General features: G+C 63.4%; 21 protein-coding genes. 11 read left to right on the top strand and 10 right to left on the bottom strand.

Annotated elements, in window-relative coordinates; genetic code table 11:
• Positions 1–39 precede the first annotated feature (39 nt).
• Positions 40–1,188 carry an acyl-CoA dehydrogenase family protein gene (locus EN955_RS04265; RefSeq protein WP_024503245.1) on the bottom strand — a complete coding sequence of 383 codons (1,149 nt, stop codon included), beginning with the start codon at positions 1,186–1,188 and terminating at the stop codon, positions 40–42.
• A gap of 104 nt (positions 1,189–1,292) precedes the next feature.
• A complete protein-coding gene (locus EN955_RS04260) occupies positions 1,293–2,228 on the bottom strand; it encodes a LysR substrate-binding domain-containing protein (RefSeq protein WP_024503244.1) in 936 nt (311 codons plus the stop codon).
• Between the two features lie 101 nt (positions 2,229–2,329).
• On the opposite strand from EN955_RS04260, the gene EN955_RS04255 reads away from it, so the two are divergent.
• From EN955_RS04255 to EN955_RS04235, 5 genes are all read left to right on the top strand, one after another.
• Positions 2,330–2,902, top strand: coding sequence for a thiamine pyrophosphate-binding protein (locus tag EN955_RS04255; RefSeq protein WP_024503243.1), 573 nt, complete (start codon positions 2,330–2,332; stop codon positions 2,900–2,902).
• A gap of 5 nt (positions 2,903–2,907) precedes the next feature.
• Positions 2,908–3,495, top strand: a complete 588-nt coding sequence (locus EN955_RS04250) for a thiamine pyrophosphate-dependent enzyme (RefSeq protein ID WP_024503242.1) — start codon at positions 2,908–2,910, stop codon at positions 3,493–3,495.
• Between the two features lie 8 nt (positions 3,496–3,503).
• The gene (locus EN955_RS04245; RefSeq protein ID WP_024503241.1) at positions 3,504–4,982 is read left to right on the top strand and encodes an aldehyde dehydrogenase; all 1,479 of its coding nucleotides are present in this window, start codon (positions 3,504–3,506) and stop codon (positions 4,980–4,982) included.
• A gap of 94 nt (positions 4,983–5,076) precedes the next feature.
• Complete coding sequence (locus EN955_RS04240) at positions 5,077–5,856, top strand: SDR family oxidoreductase (protein ID WP_024503240.1); 780 nt, start codon at positions 5,077–5,079, stop codon at positions 5,854–5,856.
• Positions 5,857–5,860: 4 nt separating this feature from the next.
• Positions 5,861–6,310 (top strand): VOC family protein, encoded by a 450-nt coding sequence (locus EN955_RS04235; protein ID WP_024503239.1) that lies wholly within the window; start codon positions 5,861–5,863, stop codon positions 6,308–6,310.
• 54 nt (positions 6,311–6,364) lie between these two features.
• On the opposite strand, the gene EN955_RS04230 is transcribed toward EN955_RS04235, so the two are convergent.
• The gene (locus EN955_RS04230) at positions 6,365–7,018 is read right to left on the bottom strand and encodes a GntR family transcriptional regulator (RefSeq protein ID WP_013525162.1); all 654 of its coding nucleotides are present in this window, start codon (positions 7,016–7,018) and stop codon (positions 6,365–6,367) included.
• 106 nt (positions 7,019–7,124) lie between these two features.
• Positions 7,125–8,303: an FAD-binding oxidoreductase gene (locus tag EN955_RS04225; protein WP_024503238.1), complete on the bottom strand. Its 1,179-nt coding sequence runs from the start codon at positions 8,301–8,303 to the stop codon at positions 7,125–7,127.
• Between the two features lie 203 nt (positions 8,304–8,506).
• On the opposite strand from EN955_RS04225, the gene EN955_RS04220 reads away from it, so the two are divergent.
• The 5 genes from EN955_RS04220 to EN955_RS04200 are packed head-to-tail and all read left to right on the top strand — an operon-like array spanning position 8,507 to position 12,717.
• Entirely contained in the window at positions 8,507–9,709 is a 1,203-nt protein-coding gene (locus EN955_RS04220; RefSeq protein ID WP_024503237.1) for a pyridoxal phosphate-dependent aminotransferase, read from the top strand.
• 7 nt (positions 9,710–9,716) lie between these two features.
• A complete protein-coding gene (locus EN955_RS04215) occupies positions 9,717–10,148 on the top strand; it encodes a biotin/lipoyl-containing protein (RefSeq protein WP_024503236.1) in 432 nt (143 codons plus the stop codon).
• A gap of 5 nt (positions 10,149–10,153) precedes the next feature.
• Positions 10,154–11,527 (top strand): acetyl-CoA carboxylase biotin carboxylase subunit, encoded by a 1,374-nt coding sequence (accC, locus tag EN955_RS04210; protein ID WP_024503235.1) that lies wholly within the window; start codon positions 10,154–10,156, stop codon positions 11,525–11,527.
• A complete protein-coding gene (locus tag EN955_RS04205) occupies positions 11,517–11,906 on the top strand; it encodes a biotin attachment protein (RefSeq protein ID WP_024503234.1) in 390 nt (129 codons plus the stop codon). The genes accC and EN955_RS04205 overlap by 11 nt, the downstream gene beginning before the upstream one ends.
• Positions 11,907–11,943: 37 nt before the next feature.
• On the top strand, positions 11,944–12,717 hold the full coding sequence (locus EN955_RS04200; RefSeq protein ID WP_024503233.1) for a 5-oxoprolinase subunit PxpA: 774 nt from the start codon (positions 11,944–11,946) through the stop codon (positions 12,715–12,717).
• A gap of 17 nt (positions 12,718–12,734) precedes the next feature.
• Here the strand turns inward: EN955_RS04200 and EN955_RS04195 are convergent, their stop codons facing one another.
• From EN955_RS04195 to EN955_RS04170, 6 genes are read right to left on the bottom strand one after another with little or no spacing between them, the layout of a single operon-like run.
• On the bottom strand, positions 12,735–13,760 hold the full coding sequence (locus tag EN955_RS04195) for a proline racemase family protein (RefSeq protein ID WP_024503232.1): 1,026 nt from the start codon (positions 13,758–13,760) through the stop codon (positions 12,735–12,737).
• Positions 13,761–13,802: 42 nt separating this feature from the next.
• On the bottom strand, positions 13,803–14,834 hold the full coding sequence (locus tag EN955_RS04190; RefSeq protein WP_024503231.1) for an Ldh family oxidoreductase: 1,032 nt from the start codon (positions 14,832–14,834) through the stop codon (positions 13,803–13,805).
• 37 nt (positions 14,835–14,871) lie between these two features.
• A complete protein-coding gene (locus EN955_RS04185) occupies positions 14,872–16,035 on the bottom strand; it encodes an epoxide hydrolase family protein (RefSeq protein WP_024503230.1) in 1,164 nt (387 codons plus the stop codon).
• Positions 16,032–17,012 (bottom strand): biotin-dependent carboxyltransferase family protein, encoded by a 981-nt coding sequence (locus tag EN955_RS04180; protein ID WP_024503229.1) that lies wholly within the window; start codon positions 17,010–17,012, stop codon positions 16,032–16,034. Before EN955_RS04180 ends, EN955_RS04185 begins: the two co-directional genes overlap by 4 nt.
• Positions 17,009–17,671: a 5-oxoprolinase subunit PxpB gene (pxpB, locus tag EN955_RS04175; RefSeq protein ID WP_024503228.1), complete on the bottom strand. Its 663-nt coding sequence runs from the start codon at positions 17,669–17,671 to the stop codon at positions 17,009–17,011. Before pxpB ends, EN955_RS04180 begins: the two co-directional genes overlap by 4 nt.
• 6 nt (positions 17,672–17,677) lie before the next feature.
• A complete protein-coding gene (locus EN955_RS04170) occupies positions 17,678–18,454 on the bottom strand; it encodes an SDR family oxidoreductase (protein ID WP_024503227.1) in 777 nt (258 codons plus the stop codon).
• A gap of 237 nt (positions 18,455–18,691) precedes the next feature.
• On the opposite strand from EN955_RS04170, the gene EN955_RS04165 reads away from it, so the two are divergent.
• Positions 18,692–19,327 carry an RraA family protein gene (locus EN955_RS04165; protein WP_024503226.1) on the top strand — a complete coding sequence of 212 codons (636 nt, stop codon included), beginning with the start codon at positions 18,692–18,694 and terminating at the stop codon, positions 19,325–19,327.
• The last annotated feature ends 134 nt before the right edge of the window (positions 19,328–19,461 follow it).

Below are 19,461 nucleotides of genomic sequence, written 5' to 3'. Positions count from 1 at the left end.
TAGAGCGGGATGCGAGGTTCAATTCAAATGCATCCCGCTCTAGTAGGAACGCGGCAGTCCAAGCACGTGCTCGGAAAGGTATGACAGGATGAGGTTGGTCGAGATCGGCGCGACCTGATAGAGGCGCGTCTCGCGGAACTTGCGCTCCACATCGTACTCTTCCGCGAAACCGAACCCACCATGCGTTTGGATGCAGACATTGGCGGCTTCGTTCGAAGCGTCGGCCGCCAGCATCTTGGCCATGTTGGCTTCAGCACCGGGGTTCTTGCCGGCCTCGTAGAGGCTCAGCGCCTCGCGCACCATCAATTCGGCCGCGCGCATGTTGGCGTAGGCCCTTGCAATCGGAAACTGGATGCCCTGGTTCTGGCCGATCGCCCGGCCAAACACATGCCGCTCCTTTGCGTAGGTGCTGGCCTTTTCGATGAACCATTTCGCATCGCCGATGCACTCGGCTGATATCAGGATACGCTCGGCGTTCATGCCCGAGAGGATGTAGCGGAATCCCTTTCCCTCTTCGCCGATCAGGTTTTCGGCCGGCACGCGCAGATCGTCGAAGAACACTTCGGTGGTGGCATGGTTCATCATGGTGCGGATCGGCCGGATGGTGAGGCCGTTGCCAACGGCTTCGCGCATGTCGACGATGAGCACTGAAAGGCCGTCAGTCTTCTTCATGCCGTCCGTGAGCGGCGTGGTCCGCGCCAGCAGCAGCATCAGATCCGAATGCTCGGCACGGCTGGTCCAGATCTTCTGGCCCTTGACCACGAAATGATCGCCGTCGAGGCGAGCAGTGGTCTTGAGCGCGCCGGTGTCGGTGCCGCTGCTCGGTTCCGTGACGCCGAATGCCTGCAGGCGCAATTCTCCCGCGGCGATCTTCGGCAGGTATCGCTGCTTCTGGGCTTCCGAGCCGTGGCGAAGAAGCGTGCCCATCGTGTACATCTGGGCATGGCAGGCGCCGCCATTGCAGCCGGCGCGCTGGATTTCCTCCAGCACGGCAGCGGCGGCCGAAAGCGGCAGGCCCGAGCCACCATATGCCTCCGGGATCAGGATCGAGAGCCAACCGGCCTGCGTCAGCGCTGCGACGAAGTCACCGGGATAGGTCATTTCCCTGTCGAGTGCGCGCCAGTATTCTCCGGGAAAGCGGGCGCACAGCCTGGCGACGGCATCGCGAATGTCCTGATAGGCTTCCATGAGGTTTGTCCGGGTTTCGTCTTGCTGCGGGCCTCACTATCGCGCCTCCATGTCCTGTCAGCAATGCAGAGCGGAAGTGAGCAGATATAACGGAATTCGAATGCTTATGGTGGAGGGCCGAGAAGCTGGCCAACCCAGACGGCCCGCCCGACAAGATCCTTGGCGATGTCCTCTATCGCTTGTCCGGCAAACCGCGCCAGCCGCGAGGCAGGCCGGTCTGCGGGGTAGGCAAGGATCAGGCGGCGCACGGGCACCGGATCGATCAACGGCGCGGCGGTGAGCAGCCCGGCGGTCACGTCGGCATGGATGGGAGCGAGCGGCAGGATCGTCCAGCCGTGGCCGTTGCGCACCAGGTCCTTCAGCGCCGAGTACGAGTCCGCTTCGATGCCGACATCGAGCGTGATGCCGGCATCCGTGGCGCAGCGTTCGACGATGATGCGCAGCCCGTGCTTGATGCTGGGCAGCAGCAGGCGCTTGCCGGCGAGCGAGGCGAACGACACGGCGCGCACGGTTGAAAATCCCCCGTCCGGCGGTCCGATCAGGAACAGGTTTTCCAGGAGCAGCGGGCGCGAGCGCAGCGAACGTGCCATGCGCGGGTCGTAGAGCACCGCGACGTCGACCTCGCCGCGGTGCATCCAGTCCAGCAGATAGCCTGTATAGGCGCTGACAAGTCTGAGCTTCGCCTTGGGATGGGCCTTGCCGAAGGCCGCCGCCAACGGCAGCGAAATAATGTCGGCAACAGTGGGTGGCAGACCGATCGCCACTTCGCCGGTCAGCGGCGCATCGGCGGGCGTGGCCGTGGCGCGGATCTCGTCGATCTCGGCCATCACGCGCATGGCGTGCGTCAGCACCTCCTTGCCCTGCTCGGACAGCACCATGCCGCGTCCGTGGCGCAGAAAAAGGGCAAAGCCCAATTCCTCCTCCAACATGCGCACCTGCCGGCTGAGCGCCGGCTGCGCAATGTGCAGCCGATCGGCAGCCTTGCTGAGGCTGCCGAGTTCGGCGACGTGGATCAGGGTGCGCAGCTGCGATAATTCCATGAGCTATCGAATACCATTATATCTGATCACGAGAAAGAGACGAAGATTAGATCGGACCATCGAGGTAACCTGGCTCCAATCCAAATTCTCGGGGGTCCAAGGTGACGGCGAGCGTAGAAACAAAACATCCGCAAACAGCAGCGCTTGCAGCCGCTCCGGCGGCACCTGAAAGGCAGTGGCCGGATCAGGTCTATGAGGTGCTCAAGGCTGCCGGCATCAGCCAGATGTCCTATGTGCCGGATGCCGGCCATACCACATTGATCCGCCTTTTCAGTGAGGATCCCGAGGTCGTCACCAATGTGCTGACGACGGAGGAGGAGGGCATCGCCATAGCCGCCGGCTCCTGGCTCGGCGGCAAGCGGAGCGTCGTGCTCATGCAATCCTCCGGCGTCGGCAATTGCATCAACATGCTGTCGCTTCCCGTGCAGGCGCGCTTCCCCTTGCTCGTCCTGGTGACGATGCGGGGCGAATGGGCCGAGTTCAACCCGTGGCAGGTGCCGATGGGGCAGGCGACGGAGGCCTCGCTGAAAGCGATCGGGCTCAGGGTGCTGCGCGCCGAAACCGGTCCCGACCTGGTGGAGACGGTGGCGCAGGCAGCCCTGATGGCCTTCGATGCCGACCAGCAGATTGCCGTGCTGATCGGGCAGCGGCTGCTCGGCAAGAAGAAGTGGTGAGCGACATGAATTTACCGACAATGGACCGCCGGGTTGCGGTGAAGAAGCTGCTTGACGCCCGCGACGGAGCCTTGGTCGTGACCGGTCTCGGTTCGCCGAGCTACGACGTGCATGCTGCCGGTGACCGCAACGACAACTACTATCTGTGGGGCGCCATGGGCGGCGCGGCGCTGATCGGCCTCGGGCTTGCCCAGGCCCAGCCTGAGAAGCGAGTCATGGTGATTACCGGTGACGGCGAACAGCTCATGGCGTTCGGCTCGCTGGCGACGATCTCGGTGGCGCGGCCGAAAAATCTCGACCTGATCATCCTCGACAACCAGCATTTCGGTGAGACAGGCATGCAATCGAGCCATACCGGTCGGGGCATTGGTTTCGACAAGGTCGCGGCCGCTTGCGGTTTCTCGGAAACCGCCGAGTTGCGTTCTCTGGAAGAGGTTGACACGCTGTGTGACGAGCTGCGTCGCCCGGCCGAAGGTCCACGCCTTTTCGTGCTGAAAATCACCGCCGAGAACCTGCCGCGCTCGCTGCCACCGCGCGACGCGGTCGAGGTCAAGAACCGCTTTCGCGCCCATCTGGGCTTTGCCACCTGTTGAGGACCGATATGGCGCTCGTCAGTTTCCAGAACACGGTCGGCGGTCGGCTGCAATCGACGGCCGATACATTCGAGAGTCATGATCCGTTCACTGGCAGGCCCTGGGCGCTGATTCCGCGTGGAGGAGCGAGCCAAGTGGACGCCGCCGTGGCGTCCGCGAAGGCAGCATTCCGATCGAAGGAATGGGCCGGCATCACGCCGACCGCGCGGGGCAAGCTGCTCGTGCGGCTGGCCGATCTGATCGCCGGGAACGCAGATCGTATTGCCGCCATCGAGACGCGCGACAATGGCAAGCTGCTCACCGAAATGACGGCACAGCTGCGCTATATCCCGGAATGGTTCCGCTATTTCGGCGGTCTTGCCGACAAGATCGAAGGGTCGGTGCTGCCGATCGACAAGGCTGGCATGTTCGCTTTCACCCGCCACGAGCCGCTGGGTGTCATTGCAGCGATCGTGCCCTGGAATTCGCCGCTTCTGCTTCTGACCTGGAAGCTCGCGCCGCTGCTGGCGGCAGGCAACACTGTCGTCATCAAGCCGTCGGAACACGCCTCGGCCTCGACGCTGGAGTTCGTGAAACTGTTTGCGCAGGCAGACTTCCCGCCCGGTGTGGTCAACACCGTCACCGGCATGCCGCTGGATGTCGGCGTGCCGCTTGTTTCCCATCCCGACATCGCCAAGATCGCCTTCACCGGTGGTGAGCCCGGCGGGATCGCCGTTTACCGCGCGGCTGCCGAACAGCTTAAGACCGTCACGCTGGAGCTCGGCGGCAAATCGGCCAACATCGTCTTTGACGACGCCGATATCGAGAGCGCGGTCAACGGCGCGATCTCAGGCATTTTCGCGGCCAGCGGCCAGACCTGCATCGCGGGTTCGCGCCTGCTGGTGCATCGCAAGATCCACGACCGCTTCGTGGAAGGCGTCATAACGCTGGCGGCCAGCGCTCGATTGGGCAATCCGGCGCTGCAAGAGACGCAGGTCGGGCCGATCACCACGCAAGCCCAGCGCGAGAAGGTGCTGTCCTATCTCGGCATAGCGCGCCGCGAGGGTGCGCTGTGCGTGCTGGGTGGCGGAAAGCCGGCGTCCGGCGAACTGGCCGAGGGCTGGTTCGTCGAGCCCACCATTTTCACCGGCGTGAACAACACCATGCGGATTGCGCGCGAAGAGGTGTTCGGGCCGATCCTGTCGGTCATTCCCTTCGACGACGAGGACGAGGCCTTCGCCATTGCCAATGACAGCCCCTACGGATTGGCAGCGGGGATATGGACCAGCGACATGGGCCGGGCACTGCGCGGCGCGGCCGCAATGGAAGCGGGGATGGTCTGGATCAATTCATACCGTGCCGTCTCCTACATGGCGCCCTTCGGCGGCTACAAGAGGAGCGGTATCGGGCGCGAAAGCGGGCAGGATGCCATCAATTCCTATCTGCAAACCAAGACGGTGTGGATAGACACCGCCGGCAAGACCGCCAATCCCTTCGTTATCCGCTAGGCTGGGCTTCGGTGGGAGAATCCCCATCCGTAGCCAAGCTCGGCCCATGCTCCCTGAGAGGGTGGCCGACTTACAAATGATCGAAGGATTGGACATGAGACAGGCAGGCAAGGTGGCGGTTGTCACAGGCGCGGCGCGCGGCATCGGACGCGCTTGCGCGGAACGCTTTTTGGCCGAAGGCGCGAAGCTCGTGCTCGGCGACATCGATGCCGTGGAGCTAAAAAAATGTGCCGCTGAAATCGGCACCACCGACAGCGTCCTGGCGGTGGTTACGGATGTCAGCAAGAAGGACCAGGTCGATGGGCTGATTGCAGCGGCGGTGGCGAAGTTCGGCCGTGTCGACATCATGGTCAACAATGCCGGCATCGCTCCGGTCCAGGACTTTCTCGACATCACAGAGGCGGACTACGACAGGGTTCTCGCCGTCAATCTGAAGGGCGCGTTCATGGGCACCCAGGCCGCAGCCCGCCAGATGATCGCGCAAGGTGGAGGCGGCGTCATCATCAACATGTCGTCGATCAATTCGGGCCTCGCCAACCCGCGTGTCGCCACCTACGCGATCTCCAAGGGCGGCATGAACCAGGTCACCAGCACCGCGGCCGTCGCCTTCGCTCCCCATGGCATCCGTGTGGTTGGGGTCGGACCCGGCACCATTGCCACGGACATGGTCATGGACGGGACATTCATCGATTCGGAAGAAATGCGGCGGGCGGTCCTTTCGCGCACACCGCTCGGGCGCCTCGGCACGGCAGCCGAGATCGCTTCGGTCGTGGCGTTCCTGGCCAGCGACGACGCTTCCTACATCACCGGCGAGACGATCTACCCCGACGGAGGGCGCCGGGTGCTGAACTATACGGTTCCGATCAAGGAGTAGGAAAATGGGTAATTTCGACAAGCTGCATCACATCTGCATCGTCGTGCACGATATCGACAAGGCGCAGGCCTACTATGACTCCATAGGCATCGGGCCATGGGAGTCCTATCCGCCGCTGACCGAATACGAAGAATTGCAGGTCCCAAGCCCCGAGGGTTTCAAGGCGATGCAATACCGGATTTGCAACTTGCCGAACGTTCAGCTGCAGCTGTGCGAGCCGAACGGCGATCCTTCACCGCAGCGGATTCATCTCGATACAAAGGGTGAAGGCGTCTTCCATATCGGCTTCGAGGTTCGTGATGCGGACGCAGCCGAAACCAAGGCGAAAACCGACGGGCTTGCCGTGCTGATGCGCGGGCGCCGGGAAAACCGCACCGGCTTCACCTACTACGACACAGCCGACAAGGCAGGCGTGATCCTGCTGACCCGGGCAACCAATCTGCCCGGCAAATGATCCACCAACGCAAAGGATTGGGGAGGCCGATTAGGCCCAAGAACGACTGGTCCGTCAGCTTCCCCGCAATTCCTGAAGCCGGTCGACCAGGAATTTACCGCTGGTGATGATATGCATTTCCAACAGGCCGACGGCGCGCAGCGTATCCTTGGCTTCGCACAGGTCGATGAGTTGCCAGTGGTCGCGGTCGGACTGGGCCTGGATTTCGGTGAGCGTCACCATCATGCGCGTGTAGCGTTCCAGCTGCTGGTAGATGCGCCCGACCAGTTCGATCGTCGCCTTGCGGCCGGACGGCTGGTAGAGCGCGGCGTGGAAGTTCCAGTTGAGCTGGTTCGAGTACTCGCCGGTCTTGCCCTGCTCCTGGTGCTGCTTTGCGCGCTCGCGGGCCAGCGCGAGGTCTGCCTCCGTCATCCTTGGAATGGCCAGGGCCAGTAGCCATGTTTCGATCCGGGCTCGCAATTCGTAGAGCTCGAGGATCTCGTCCAGGGAAATGGAGGTGACGACGGCGCCCTTGTGGGAAACCAGCGTGACGAAGCCTTCCGAATGAAGCTGATGCAGCGCCTCTCGCACCGGAATTCGGCTGACACCGAACTCGGTGGCCAGATGTTCCTGCCGCAGTTGGAAATTGGCCTCGTATTCACCGATCAGTATCTTCTGCCTGATGGCATCGGCGACCTGGGTCGAGATGGTTTTCTTCTGTACGAGCATGAATCAGCCTGGGGCGGCCGCCTTGTTTGTTGACTGGCGCCGTGTTGATGGAAGAAGTGGACGCATAGCACCGTTGTCACCGCGATGCCATGTCGCCCGTTTCGCTTCAGTAGACATGTTCCTCGATAGGCTGATTGCCAGCGATCCTTTCATAGCGGAAGGCCGACAGGTCGACAGAGCGGTACTCGCCATAGGCAATGAGATCACTGACCCCCGACCCGGTCGCCGCTGCATGCATCATGCCGTGGCCGCTGAAGCCGGTGGCCAGGACAAAGTTCGAGATCTCGGGATGCCGGCCGATGATGCCGCTGTGGTCGAAGGTGTTGTACTCGTAGAGCCCCGCCCAGGCGCGCAGCATCCGCAATTGCTCAAACCCGGGCACACGATGGGCGAGCGCCGGCCAGATCAACTCGTCGAACAGGTCGTAGTCCACATCCAGGCCAAAATCGTCCGGCTCGTTGTCGCGCACCGGCGGAATACCGCACAGGAAGAGCTGACCTTCCGGCCGCAGCCAGAAGCCGCTCGTGTCGAAGACGAAGGGGCAGTTTTCGATCCTTGCCGGCGTTTCGAAGACGAAGACGCAGCGCTTGCTCGGGACAACCGGCAGCTCGGCGCCGGCCATCCTGGCAATGCCCGCGCTCCATGGTCCGGCCGCATTGATCACCGTGCCGGCGGCAAGCCGGTCGCCATTGTCGAGCACCACTTCGCCGACCTTTTGGGGAGACGCCATAGTCAGTCCGGTCACCGTCGCGGCAAGATAGTTCACGCCCTGCGTGCGCGCCTTTCGACGGAAGGCCTGCATCAGGCCGGGGCCGTCGAACCAGCCTTCGCTGCCAAGGCCGAGTGAGCCAAGGGCGAGATCGTCCGTGTTGAGCCACGGGAAGCGTCGTGCCAGATCGACCTGCTCGATCAGTTCGGCGTCGACGCCCATGCCGCGCTGAACGCGGTTCTTGGCACGCTGCGCGTCTGCCCGCTCGGGTGTCGCCAGCACGAGGTAGCCGGGCTCATGCAGGCCGATGTCGGCCAACTCGTCGCCGATGGCAAGCCGCGTCTTTACCTGGCGCAGGAAGTCGATGCTGAACTTCGACATGGCAATGTTGGGCGCCGTGCCGAACTGCTGGCGGATGGCGCTGGTCGACAAGGAAGACGAGGAGGCCGTGTAGTACGGGTCCCGCTCGATCACCGCGATCCTGCCATCGAAATCAGGATTGGCTGACAGAAAGTAGGCGATCGAGCTGCCGACAACGCCACCGCCGACGATCACCACATCATAGTTTGTGCCCATACCAATCGTGTTCCCTATCTCGAATATCATCCGTGGCGACAAGGATTGGATATCTTCCTCTATCGGTCCACCTCCAAAACGAGACATAACCCGGTCTTCGATGCAGAAAAAGAGGTTTGACGTGAAAAACAGAATACATTATCCAATTTGTAACAGATATCACCTGCCCGGCAACGTCGCGGCAGCCATGCCGAGGATTTCCCGTGGGCCTCATCGCTCCCCGTCTCGACGTCATCAAGCCAAGTCCCAGCATGGCGGTCACCGCGCGGGCAATCGAAATGCGCTCGGCCGGCATCGACGTGATCAGTCTGAGCGCCGGCGAGCCGGATTTTCCGACGCCTCCGCACATCGTCGAGGCGGCCTACGAGGCGATGCGCAGGGGTGAGACGCGCTATACGGCGGTCGACGGCACCGCCGCGCTGAAGAAGGCGGTGGCCGGAAAATTCAGACGCGAGAACGGCGTCGACTACGAGACTTCGCAAATCAGTGTCGCGGGCGGCGCCAAGCAGATCATCTACAACGCCCTGCTGGCAACGCTGGCCCCCGGTGACGAGGTGGTTGTCCCGGCGCCCTATTGGGTTTCCTACACCGACATCGTCCTGCTCGGCGAAGGCAAGCCCGTGGTCGTTCCCTGCACGGAGGCGCAGGGCTTCAAGCTGACACCGCAAGCCCTGCGAGCCGCGATCACTGGGCGCACCAAATGGTTGCTGCTCAACACGCCCTCCAATCCGACCGGCGCCGTCTACAGCCGCGACGAACTTGTGGGGCTGGCGGCGGTGTTGCTCGATCACCCGCATGTGCACGTTCTGACCGACGACATCTACGAGCATATCCTGTTCGACGGGCGCGCGTTCCACACCATCGCCGGCGTCGAGCCGCGGCTGAAGGACCGCACGCTGACGGTCAACGGCGTGTCGAAGGCCTACGCCATGACCGGCTGGCGGATCGGCTATGCCGGCGGGCCGGAAGAGCTGATCCGCGCCATGGCGACCGTGCAGAGCCAAAGCACGTCGAACCCGTCATCCATCTCGCAGGCCGCGACCATCGCCGCACTTGAAGGCACTCAGGACTTTCTTCGCCCGCGGGCGCTCGAATTCCAGGCCCGGCGCGACCGTGCGCTGGAGCTGCTGCGCAAGATTCCTGGCCTCACCTGCCAGACGCCCGAGGGCGCCTTCTATCTCTACCCCAATTGCTCGGCCCTGATCGGCCGTCGCCGCCCGGACGGCACTCCTATCGGCAGCGACGACGACTTCTCGCTTTACCTGCTCGATCAGGCACGGGTCGCGGTGGTGCAGGGCTCTGCCTACGGTCTGTCGCCGCATTTCCGCATTTCCATAGCCACGTCGATGGACCTGATCGAAAAAGCGATCGGGCGCATTGCCGAGGCCGTCGAAGCGCTGCGATAGGCCGGCGATGGATCTCGACTTCGTCCAGAAGCTGATCGAATTTGTCTCGCGTTCGCCCATTGCCGAACTGGAGATCGAGCGCGATGGCGTTCGTATCCGCATATCCAGGCAGGCGGCGCTGGCGAAGCCTTCGCTGCAGCCAACCGCCGGCCCTGCCGTCTTCACAAATCCGGCTTCGACAGCTCCGCCCATCGCCCGGCATTCGATCCGCGCGCCACTGACCGGCGTGTTCTACCGTTCCGGCACCGAAGGCGAACCGCCGCTCGCTTCGGTTGGCGATGTGGTCGTGGAAGGGCAGACGGTCGGCGTCCTCGAAGCCATGAAGACTTTCAATGCCGTGGAATCCGACCGCGCTGGGCGGATCGTCCAGATCGCTTTCGACGATCATGCCGCCGTGCAGTCCGGTGACGTGCTGTTCGTTCTGGAAGATGAGGGCTAGCGGCCATGTTCGATACCGTTCTCATCGCCAACCGCGGTGAAATCGCGCTGCGCATCCTGCGCGCCTGCCGCGATCTCGGATTGAAAACGGTGGCAGCGCACTCGGATGCGGATGCGAGCCTTCGCCATGTTGCGCTGGCGGACAGGGCGATCTGCATCGGGCCGGCTACCGCGACGGAGAGCTATCTCAATATCGCCGAGATCATCGCGGCCGCGCAACTCACCGGCGCGGGCGCGATCCATCCAGGCTACGGCTTCCTCTCGGAAAACGCCGCCTTCGCCGAGGCTGTCGAGAATGCCGGCCTTGCCTTCATCGGGCCGTCGGCGGCGGCGATCCGCACCATGGGCGACAAGGTCTCCGCCAAGCGTACGATGATCGCCGCCGGCGTTCCCTGCGTTGCGGGTTCGGAGGGCGCGCTGCCGCAGGATGAGCAGGAGGTGCGCGCTATTGCCGAGGCCATCGGCTATCCGGTCATCGTCAAGGCGGCGGGCGGCGGCGGCGGGCGCGGCATGCGCATCGTGCGCGAGCAGCACGCCCTGATGGAAGCCGTTTCGATGGCGGTGAAAGAGGCGGACCGGGCCTTCGGCAACCCGCATGTCTATCTGGAGAAATTCCTCGAGCACCCGCGCCATATCGAGACTCAGATTCTGGCGGACAAGCATGGCAAGGCGGTGTGGTTAGGCGAACGGGATTGCTCCATGCAGCGCCGCCACCAGAAGATCATCGAGGAGGCGCCGGCGCCGGGAATCGCCCGCGAGGCGATTGCCGAAATCGGCGAACTGTGTGCCCGCGCATGCCTGACCATCGGCTATACCGGCGCCGGCACATTCGAATTCCTCTACGAGGATGGGCGCTTCTCTTTCATCGAGATGAACACCCGCGTGCAGGTGGAGCATCCCGTCACCGAACTCGTCACCGGCATCGATATCGTGCGCGAGCAGATCCGCATCGCCCGGGGCGAACCGCTGTCATTCAGCCAGGAAGACATCCGCATCCAGGGCCATGCTGTCGAATGCCGCATCAACGCTGAAGATCCCTACAGCTTTCGCCCGCATCCGGGCCGGGTCGAGCGCTGGACGCCGCCCGGCGGCCCGGGAATCCGCGTCGAATCGCATCTCTACTCCGGCTACACCGTACCGCCGCACTACGATTCCCTGGTGGCCAAGCTGCTGGCGCATGGCGCGACGCGGGCCGAGGCGATCGGGCGCATGAGCGGCGCGCTGGGCGAGATGGAGGCTGTCGGCATCGCCACCAACGCGCCGCTCCATGGCCTCCTGATGGAGGAGCCCGGCTTCGCCGCCGGAGGCTTCGATATCCATCATCTTGAACGTCTCATTGAAGGTGGTCTGCTCGAGGGACGAGGCGGCGATGACGATTGAGGAGATCGAAAGGCTGGCCGCCTGGTGCGCTAGCGCCGGCATCGGCGAGATCGAAGTGTCGGAGGCCGGCTTTTCGTTGCGCCTGCACATGCAATCCGTTGTTGCCTCGACACCCCCGGCCGAAGCCCCGAAGGCCGAAACGGCCTTCAAGGGCGTGCGCGCGCCCGGCGTCGGTGTGTTCCGTCTCGATCATCCAACGACCGGTCGGCCGATTGCCGGACCTGGCCAGGTGGTTCGCAAGGGCGAGACGGTCGGCGTCCTGCAGGTCGGCCCATGCCTGAGGGCCGTACTCGCGCCGGTAGACGGCGTGCTGGGCGCGGCGCTGGTCGAGGACGGAGCGGTCGTCGGCTACGGCACGCCGCTCTACGAGCTGGTGTGAAGCAAAGGCGATGGTTCGAACCACTGAGGAAAACGCCATGGCGGCCCAAGGATTGCAGGTCGATATCAACTCCGACATGGGCGAGGGTTTTGGAGCCTACAGGCTCGGCGACGATGCGGCGATCCTCGACATCGTCAGTTCCGCCAATGTGGCCTGCGGCTTTCATGCCGGCGACCCCGAGATCATGGCGGCCACGTTCTCGATGGCGCGCGACAAGGGCGTTGCCGTTGGCGCGCATCCGAGCTTCGCCGATCTGTGGGGATTCGGACGCCGCATCATTCCGCATTCCATGGATGAGATCGAAAGGCTGGTCGCCTACCAGATCGGCGCGGCGCAGGCGCTTTCCGCCTATGCCGGCCACCCGATCCGCTATGTGAAGGCGCATGGCGCGCTAGGCAATCTTACCCAGACCGACCGTGGCGTCGCCGAAGCGGTGACGCGCGCAGTCAAGGCCGTCGATCCCGGCCTGATCTGCCTGGCCATTGCGCTTGGCTTCCAGGACAGGATCGCGCGCGACGAGGGCCTGACGGTCAGGTCGGAAATCTTTGCCGACCGCGCCTATACGGAGGAAGGCTTTCTTGTCTCGCGCAAGCTGGAAGGCGCTGTCATCCACGACGCCGAGAAGGCGGCCGAACGGGTCGTGCGAATGGTCAAGCAAGGTGCCATCGAGACGCTTTCCGGACAGATGCTGCAGACGCCGATCGATTCGATCTGCGTCCACAGCGACACGCCGGCGGCCGTCGCCATCGCCGCGCGCGTCCGGCGACGGCTGGAGGCGAGCGGCGTCAGGGTCAGAGCGTTCGCGGCCTGAGCACGGTCGGGTCCGTTTCAGAACCAGACATCGCTGAGGCGATGTCCGCGCGGATAGGGATCTGTCGGGTCGAGACCATATTGGCCGATGCTGGTAATCCAGGCCTGTCCGGCGATGGTGACCACGACAGCGTCGTGATTGCCAACACGCGCATTGGCGATCACGCGGGAATCGAAATGAGTACCGATGATCGACCTGTTGCGGAACAGCTCGCCCTTGGCGATCTGCCCCTTTGCCGACATCACCGCCAGCCGCCCGGTGGTGCCGGTGCCGGTCGGCGAGCGGTCGAGCCTGCCATGCAGGCACACCGTACCGTTGATGCTATCCACGCGCCCGTCGATGCGCTCGATAGGACCTTCGAAAATCACGTTGGACACGTCGCGGATCTTCGCGTTCTCCGGATGCACGACCTTGAGCTGTTCGTTGACCGCCTTCTTGATGCGTTGGCCGATCAGCGACATCTGGTGGGCCTCGTCGGGTGTTATGGAAAAGCCCAGTGCACGGGCATTCACATGGGCGAAAGTCATGCCGCCATAGGAGGTGTCGACGGTGATCGTGCCGAACCCCTCGACTTCGACAGGTGTGTCGAGGTGGAACGCGAAAGCCGGCACATTGGTGAACTCCACCTGCTTCACCTTGCCGTTCTCGCAGCGGCAGCGCACCTCGATCATGCCGGCCGGCGCTTCTATGCGCAGCAATGTCTCGGGCTCCTTCATCGGCACCATGCCCGTCTCCAAAGCCACGGTGGCGACGCAGATGGTGTTTGAGCCCGACATGGGCGGGTATTCCGTGCTTTCAATTATGACGTAGCCGAGATCCGCCGAGGGATCGCAAGGCGGCAGGATGATGTTGCCGTTGACGTAGGGCGCACCGCGCGGCTCGAACAAGAGCAGCCCACGAATGTCGTCCATATGCTCTTCGAGATACTCCTTCTTTTCGAACATGGTCTTGCCCGGAACGTCCTTGACGCCTCCGGTGATCACATTGCCGACTTCGCCCTCGGCATGGCAGCCGACGACCGTGAATGTTTTCGTCCAGCGCATTTTTCTCCTCCTGTGATTGGTCTTGGCCCTGGCGATACCGATTCAGACCGCGTCGAGCCCTCGTTCGAGAAAACGATCGAGTTGTTCCATTTCCTGGTGCGATAGGACGATGCCGTCTCTCTCCGATGTCGCACGAGCAAGGAACCGCCGCTGAGAGGGCAGGCGCGCGCCCTGGCCAAGGATCGCCTCGAACAGCGCTTCAGCACGGCCCAGCGGATTGCCGGGCCGGCCGGCGGCGAAGGCTTTCGGCGAGAAAGCGATGACCAACTCTCCATGCGATGGATAGAGCGTCGTGGTGCCGAGCACATTGAGCGCCTCGGGGCTGGTCAGGTCGCCGATCATGATCCCGGCGAGCAGCTCGATCATCGTCGCGATGGCGGAGCCCTTGTGCCCGCCGAAGGGAAGCATGGCGCCCGCCAGGGCGGCTTCGGGATCGGTCGTTGGCCTGCCGTCCGAATCCATGGCCCAGCCTTCCGGCAGCTTCTTGCCTGCCCGGCGGTGGAGCTCGATCTCGCCGCGCGCGGCAACCGAGGTCGCGAAGTCGAAAACGTAGGGACGCTGCGCTTCTCGCGGCCAGCCAAAGGCAAAAGGATTGGTGCCCAGCAACGGTCCGTTGCCACCGGTCGGAGCGACGGTGGCATAGCTCGGGCACATGGCCAGGCCGGTCAGGCCTGCCTGTGTCAAAGCTTCGACCTCCACCCAAAGGGCGGAAAAATGCACCGCATCATTGATCGCGAGTGCGGCAATGCCGCAGGAGCGTGCCCGCTCGATCAGCACCGGCAGACCCAGTTCGAAGGCTGGGTTGGCGAAGCCGTGCTTCGCATCCACTTTGACGATGGCCGGTGCGTCTTGCGGCAACAACTCGGGCACCGCGTGTGGGCTCACCTTTCCGGCCTTGATCGTCCGCAGGGCGCCTTCGATCCGGTAGATGCCATGTGACTTGCAGGCATCGCGTTCCGCCGCGACGATGACCCTTGTGATGGCGCTGGCCTGAATGGGGTTCAGTCCGGCCTTGCGGAAAATTGCATCGACGCGCTCATGCAGGGCATCGATGGTGATCGTGGTTTTGGTCATTTCTGGCCTTCGGGTTTGGCTGTGCGCAAACGCTGCTTCAAAAATCCAGACCACCGGCAAAGGCTGTTAGATCCTGTGCAAGCAAAGCGGGCTGCTCGAGGGCTGCGAAATGACCACCGCGCGGCATCGCTGTCCACTGGCGGATGTCCTTGAAGACGCGCTCGACCCAACTCCTGGGCGGCATCGGCAGCTCTTTGGGGAACAAAGCCACTGCAAGCGGGACGTTGATCGCTGTGCCGGACGCGAATGCAAGCGGACGGGCGCGCGTTTCCCAATAGAGCCGCATCGACGAAGCGACAGTCCGGGTGAACCAGTAGAGCGAGATGTTGGCGAGCATGTCGTCGCGCGAAAAAGCGGCGTTGGCCAGTTCGCCATCGCAATCGCTCCAGTCGCGGAATTTTTCGATCATCCAGGCTGCCAGTCCGACCGGCGAATCCGTCAGTCCATAGGCAAGCGTTTGCGGACGCGTCGCTTGAATGTGGGCATAGGCGCCATGAAGATCCGCCCATCCGGCTTTCCGTTCCAGGAAGGTGCGTTCTTCCGGCGTCAAGTCGCCGTCCGGACTTGCATCGTGAGGCGGTGAGAATGAGCCGGGGATGAAATTCAGATGCACGCCAGCGAGACTGCCTGGATGCGCGTGCGCCAGACAGGTCGACACGCTGGCGCCCAGATCGCCTCCCTGAGCGAGATATCGCTCGTAGCCGAGACGGCTCATCAGCTCGGCCCAAAGGTCGGCGACGGCGAACAGGTTGAAACCTGGCCTGGTCGGCCGGCTCGAAAAGCCGTAGCCGGGAATCGATGGGACCACGACATTGAAGGCGTCCTCCTGCCTTCCGCCATGCGAAAGCGGGTCGGTCAGGAGCGGGATCAGCCTGTGAAATTCGAAGACGCTGCCTGGCCAGCCATGGGTGAGTATGATCGTTCTGCCGGTCGCAACAGCGGCGCGTGCATGGACGAAATGGATGGTTTCGCCGCCGATATCCGTCTGGTAGTGCGGATGGATGTTCCAGGCGGCTTCATGCTTGCGCCAGTCGAAGCCGGTACGCCAGTACTGCATAAGCCGGCTCAGTTCCTCGTATTCCGTTCCCTGCGCCCAGCCTATTGCCTGCAACTGGTCCGGCTCGCGCCAGGTCGAGATGCGCTTCTTCAAATCGTCGATTTCAGACTGGGCAATCTCGATGGTGAAGGGGCGAATTTTCATGGAGCCCTCTGCTCGCCGGCCATGAGGTTACGGGCGGCGATAAAGTCGCGACGTTGCTGCCGGTTCGCGCGAAGCACTTCCGTCGACGCTTCTATCGAGACCGGCGAGAATCGCAGGTGCGCGCCGACCGGCGCTTGCGCCAGCCGCCAGAGGTCGGCTTCGATCACCGTAGCGATCTTCGGATAGCCGCCGCACGTGTTGGCATCGGCCAGCTGGATGATCGGCTGGCCGGACGGCGGCACCTGGACGGTGCCCGGGACGATCCCGTGCGACAGCAATTCCAGCGGCGAGAGGAGGGAAAGCGTCTCCCCGGAAAGGCGATATCCCATGCGGTTGGCGTCGTTGGTGATGCGCCATTCGCTGCCGGTGAAAGCCGCCTGGGCCTCCGGCGTGAAGGCGTCGAACTCGGCGGCCGGCAGAACCCGCAATTCGATTGCCGAGGCCGCGCCGTCCGCCGCGCCCCGTCGCTCCTCCAGCGCTGCGCCGATGCCGCCCGCGGGAAGCCGGCATTGCGCAGGGTTGAGCGCAAGCCGGTCGCCGCGCGACAGGCCGCGTCCGGCGAGCCCGCCGAAACCGCCTTTCACATCTGTGGCGCGCGAGCCCATGACGGGCGGCAGATCGAGCCCACCGGCGAAGGCGATATAGGAACGCGCACCGATGCGCGGGGCTTCGAGGACAAGGGTCTCGCCGGCGCGGATCGTCGTGGCCCACCAGGGCGGGCAGGGCCGATCGCCGACGCTGACGGCGCAATCCGCGCCGGTGACGGCGACGGCGGTGTCGATGTGCACGCGCAGCCGGAACGGATGAAGCGCCACCTCGATCCCGGCAGCCGAGGGGTCATTGCCCAGCATGAGATTGGCGATCGCCAGCGCCTGCCTGTCCATGGCGCCGCCATGGCTGACCCCCAGCGCCAGATGACCGGGCCGCCCGAGATCTTGGACCGTGTTCGGCAGGCCGGTGGTGAGGATCTCGATCATGCCTCGATCCCTGCGATTGCGAATCGGATTTTGTCTCCGGGCCGGAGCAGCACGGGCAATTCCGCTTCGGCCTTGAACAGCTTCACGTCGGTATGGCCGATGATGTGCCATCCGGACGGCGCAGTCATCGGCATGATACCCGCCTGCGCGCCACCAATGATGACGGCGCCCTCAGCGACTTTGAGGCGAGGCGTGCTGCGCCTTGCCCAGGCAAGCAGCGGGTCGAGACCGGACAGATAGGGAAAGCCCGGCATGGCGCCGATGGCGGCGACGGTGTAGGTGGCCGCCGCGTGGTGCCTGACGGTCTCGTCGACAGACAGGCCGCAATGTGCGGCCCAACCGGCGAGATCCTCGCCACGCGCGCCGCCATAGTGAACGGGAATGGTATGATGCGTGCCGGTCACCGGGTGGGCATCGGTGGCGGACCAGAGCGACATCAGCTGATCTCCGACGCTGTGGGCGTCCGTGGCGAGGGGATCAAACACTACCAGCAGGTTGTTCATGCCGGGAACGGCCTCGCACACCCCTTCGAGGGTCAACGCGGCGTTCGCTACCGCCCAGACCAGTTCCTGGGTGGTATCATTAAAGGCCCCCTGCGCGCCATCGAGCAGCAGCGCGCCCGATCCCGCAAGGCTGATGTGGGGGGTGCCGACAACCATGGGCGGTCAGTCCTTCACCGGCACCGTATAGTTCAGGATCAGGCGACCGCCATCGGGATAGATGGTCTGGCCAACGATGTAGGAAGCGTCGTCGCTGGCCAGGAAGGATGCGACGCTGGCGATCTCCGAAGGTTCGCCACAGCGGCCGCTCGGCGTGCGCGACAGGATAGTCTTGCGCTGCGCTTCGCTGGCCATGACAGAGCTCTTGACCATGTCGGTCAGGATGGTGCCGGGGCCGATGGCATTGACGCGGATATTGTGCGGGATCAATCCGACGGCCATCACCGCCGTCAATTGCTTGATGCCGCCCTTGGACACGGCATAGGCGACGGAATTGGGAATGGCCAGAATGGCATTAATCGACGACATGTTGATAATCGAGCCGCCGCGTCCCTGCGCGATCATGGCCCTTGCCGCGGCCTGTCCGAGTAGGAAGGGAGCCTTGAGATTGACGCGCTGAACCAGGTCGAAGGCTTCCTCGGGGAAGTCGACGAAATCGTCCAGATGGATGATGCCGGCATTGTTGATGAGGACGTCGACACCGCCGAATCGCTCTGTGGCCTTGGCAACAACATCGGCTGCCATTTCCTGCGTGCATTCGGAGAGATCCGCCGATAGCCAGGCGGCACGCTCACCCAGACGTTCGGCATGCTCGCGCCCGCGATCGGCCTGCACGTCGACAAGCACCACCTTGGCGCCATCGGCATGAAAGCGCTCGGCGCAGGCAAGGCCTAGCCCTTGTGCCGCCCCGGTGACGATCACGACTTTTCCTGCGTGCTTCACAACCAATTCCCTTTTTACAATCATGGCGTTTGTGGATATGTTATCCAATCTATCTTGAACTTTGCCGCCATTGCAAGCCCGGACGGGTGGGCTTTGCGGTCACGTTTGCCCAAGCGGCGGCGTTTATGAGCTGCTTTGGCTTTTTTCTGCCAACCATTGCAAGTCGGTTGACTCCACTGAATTAATTGTGATTGGATACTATATTCATAAAAGTGCCAAGGACGGGGAGTGCAGACGATGGCGGATGGATTACAGGAAAGCGAACTGATCGACGCGTTCCGCGTTCTGGCTACGCCGTTGATCAGCGACAATCTCGCCCGTGTCCCCGGGGCTGTCGGATTGCGGCCATTTCACCGGGTAGGCGGCGTCATGGCGGGGAGGGCGCTGACGGTCAGGACCCGCCCCGGCGACAACCAGTTCATCCATCGTGCGCTCGATCTGTTGCAGCCCGGCGATGTCATTGTCGTCGATGGCGGTGGCTATGAGGGGCGCGCGCTGGTCGGCGAGATCATGACAAGTGTCGCGGCGTCGCGCGGTGCCGCAGGCATTGTCATCGACGGCGCCATTCGCGATGCCGGTGCCATCGGCCGCAATCCGTTTCCATGCTTCGCACGGTCGGCCATCCATCTCGGACCTTACAAGGATGGTCCGGGAGCCATAAATGTTCCCGTCTGCATAGGCGGCATGGTCGTCGGTCCTGGCGACATCGTCGTGGGTGACGAGGATGGCGTCGTGGCATTTCCAATCGACGGTGCCGCGGCCTTGCTGGCCGCCGTCAGGGCGCAAGAGGCCCGCGAGGCCGAGATTATGCAGAGCATCCGGGAGAACCGCTACCAGGGAGCCTATGCCCGGGCTGCCGGCGGCAGTCACTGATCGGCGGATCAGGAGCCTGCCGGTGACAATCGCATGGCCGGCTGGCGATCTTGCTCAACATAACCGCTCCGCAGCTAACCGAGGGGCGAAACAATGCATTTCGGGCACGCCGCCTGGATGCGCCAACAGGGGAA

Source organism: Mesorhizobium sp. M7A.F.Ca.CA.001.04.2.1, assembly GCF_003998485.1.
GTDB classification, from domain to species: Bacteria; Pseudomonadota; Alphaproteobacteria; order Rhizobiales; family Rhizobiaceae; genus Mesorhizobium; species Mesorhizobium ciceri.
This window is presented reverse-complemented; position numbering and strand designations above follow the sequence as displayed.

Bases quoted from the DNA above. Each gene is read 5' to 3' on its own strand.
- EN955_RS04205 (WP_024503234.1), top strand. From the start codon at position 11,517: ATGACGATTGAGGAGATCGAAAGGCTGGCCGCCTGGTGCGCTAGCGCC.
- accC (WP_024503235.1), top strand. From the start codon at position 10,154: ATGTTCGATACCGTTCTCATCGCCAACCGCGGTGAAATCGCGCTGCGC.
- pxpB (WP_024503228.1), bottom strand. From the start codon at position 17,671: ATGGTTGTCGGCACCCCCCACATCAGCCTTGCGGGATCGGGCGCGCTG.
- EN955_RS04165 (WP_024503226.1), top strand. From the start codon at position 18,692: ATGGCGGATGGATTACAGGAAAGCGAACTGATCGACGCGTTCCGCGTT.
- EN955_RS04185 (WP_024503230.1), bottom strand. From the start codon at position 16,035: ATGAAAATTCGCCCCTTCACCATCGAGATTGCCCAGTCTGAAATCGAC.
- EN955_RS04240 (WP_024503240.1), top strand. From the start codon at position 5,077: ATGAGACAGGCAGGCAAGGTGGCGGTTGTCACAGGCGCGGCGCGCGGC.
- EN955_RS04250 (WP_024503242.1), top strand. From the start codon at position 2,908: ATGAATTTACCGACAATGGACCGCCGGGTTGCGGTGAAGAAGCTGCTT.
- EN955_RS04235 (WP_024503239.1), top strand. From the start codon at position 5,861: ATGGGTAATTTCGACAAGCTGCATCACATCTGCATCGTCGTGCACGAT.
- EN955_RS04260 (WP_024503244.1), bottom strand. From the start codon at position 2,228: ATGGAATTATCGCAGCTGCGCACCCTGATCCACGTCGCCGAACTCGGC.
- EN955_RS04215 (WP_024503236.1), top strand. From the start codon at position 9,717: ATGGATCTCGACTTCGTCCAGAAGCTGATCGAATTTGTCTCGCGTTCG.
- EN955_RS04225 (WP_024503238.1), bottom strand. From the start codon at position 8,303: ATGGGCACAAACTATGATGTGGTGATCGTCGGCGGTGGCGTTGTCGGC.
- EN955_RS04230 (WP_013525162.1), bottom strand. From the start codon at position 7,018: ATGCTCGTACAGAAGAAAACCATCTCGACCCAGGTCGCCGATGCCATC.
- EN955_RS04195 (WP_024503232.1), bottom strand. From the start codon at position 13,760: ATGCGCTGGACGAAAACATTCACGGTCGTCGGCTGCCATGCCGAGGGC.
- EN955_RS04180 (WP_024503229.1), bottom strand. From the start codon at position 17,012: ATGATCGAGATCCTCACCACCGGCCTGCCGAACACGGTCCAAGATCTC.
- EN955_RS04200 (WP_024503233.1), top strand. From the start codon at position 11,944: ATGGCGGCCCAAGGATTGCAGGTCGATATCAACTCCGACATGGGCGAG.
- EN955_RS04265 (WP_024503245.1), bottom strand. From the start codon at position 1,188: ATGGAAGCCTATCAGGACATTCGCGATGCCGTCGCCAGGCTGTGCGCC.
- EN955_RS04190 (WP_024503231.1), bottom strand. From the start codon at position 14,834: ATGACCAAAACCACGATCACCATCGATGCCCTGCATGAGCGCGTCGAT.
- EN955_RS04245 (WP_024503241.1), top strand. From the start codon at position 3,504: ATGGCGCTCGTCAGTTTCCAGAACACGGTCGGCGGTCGGCTGCAATCG.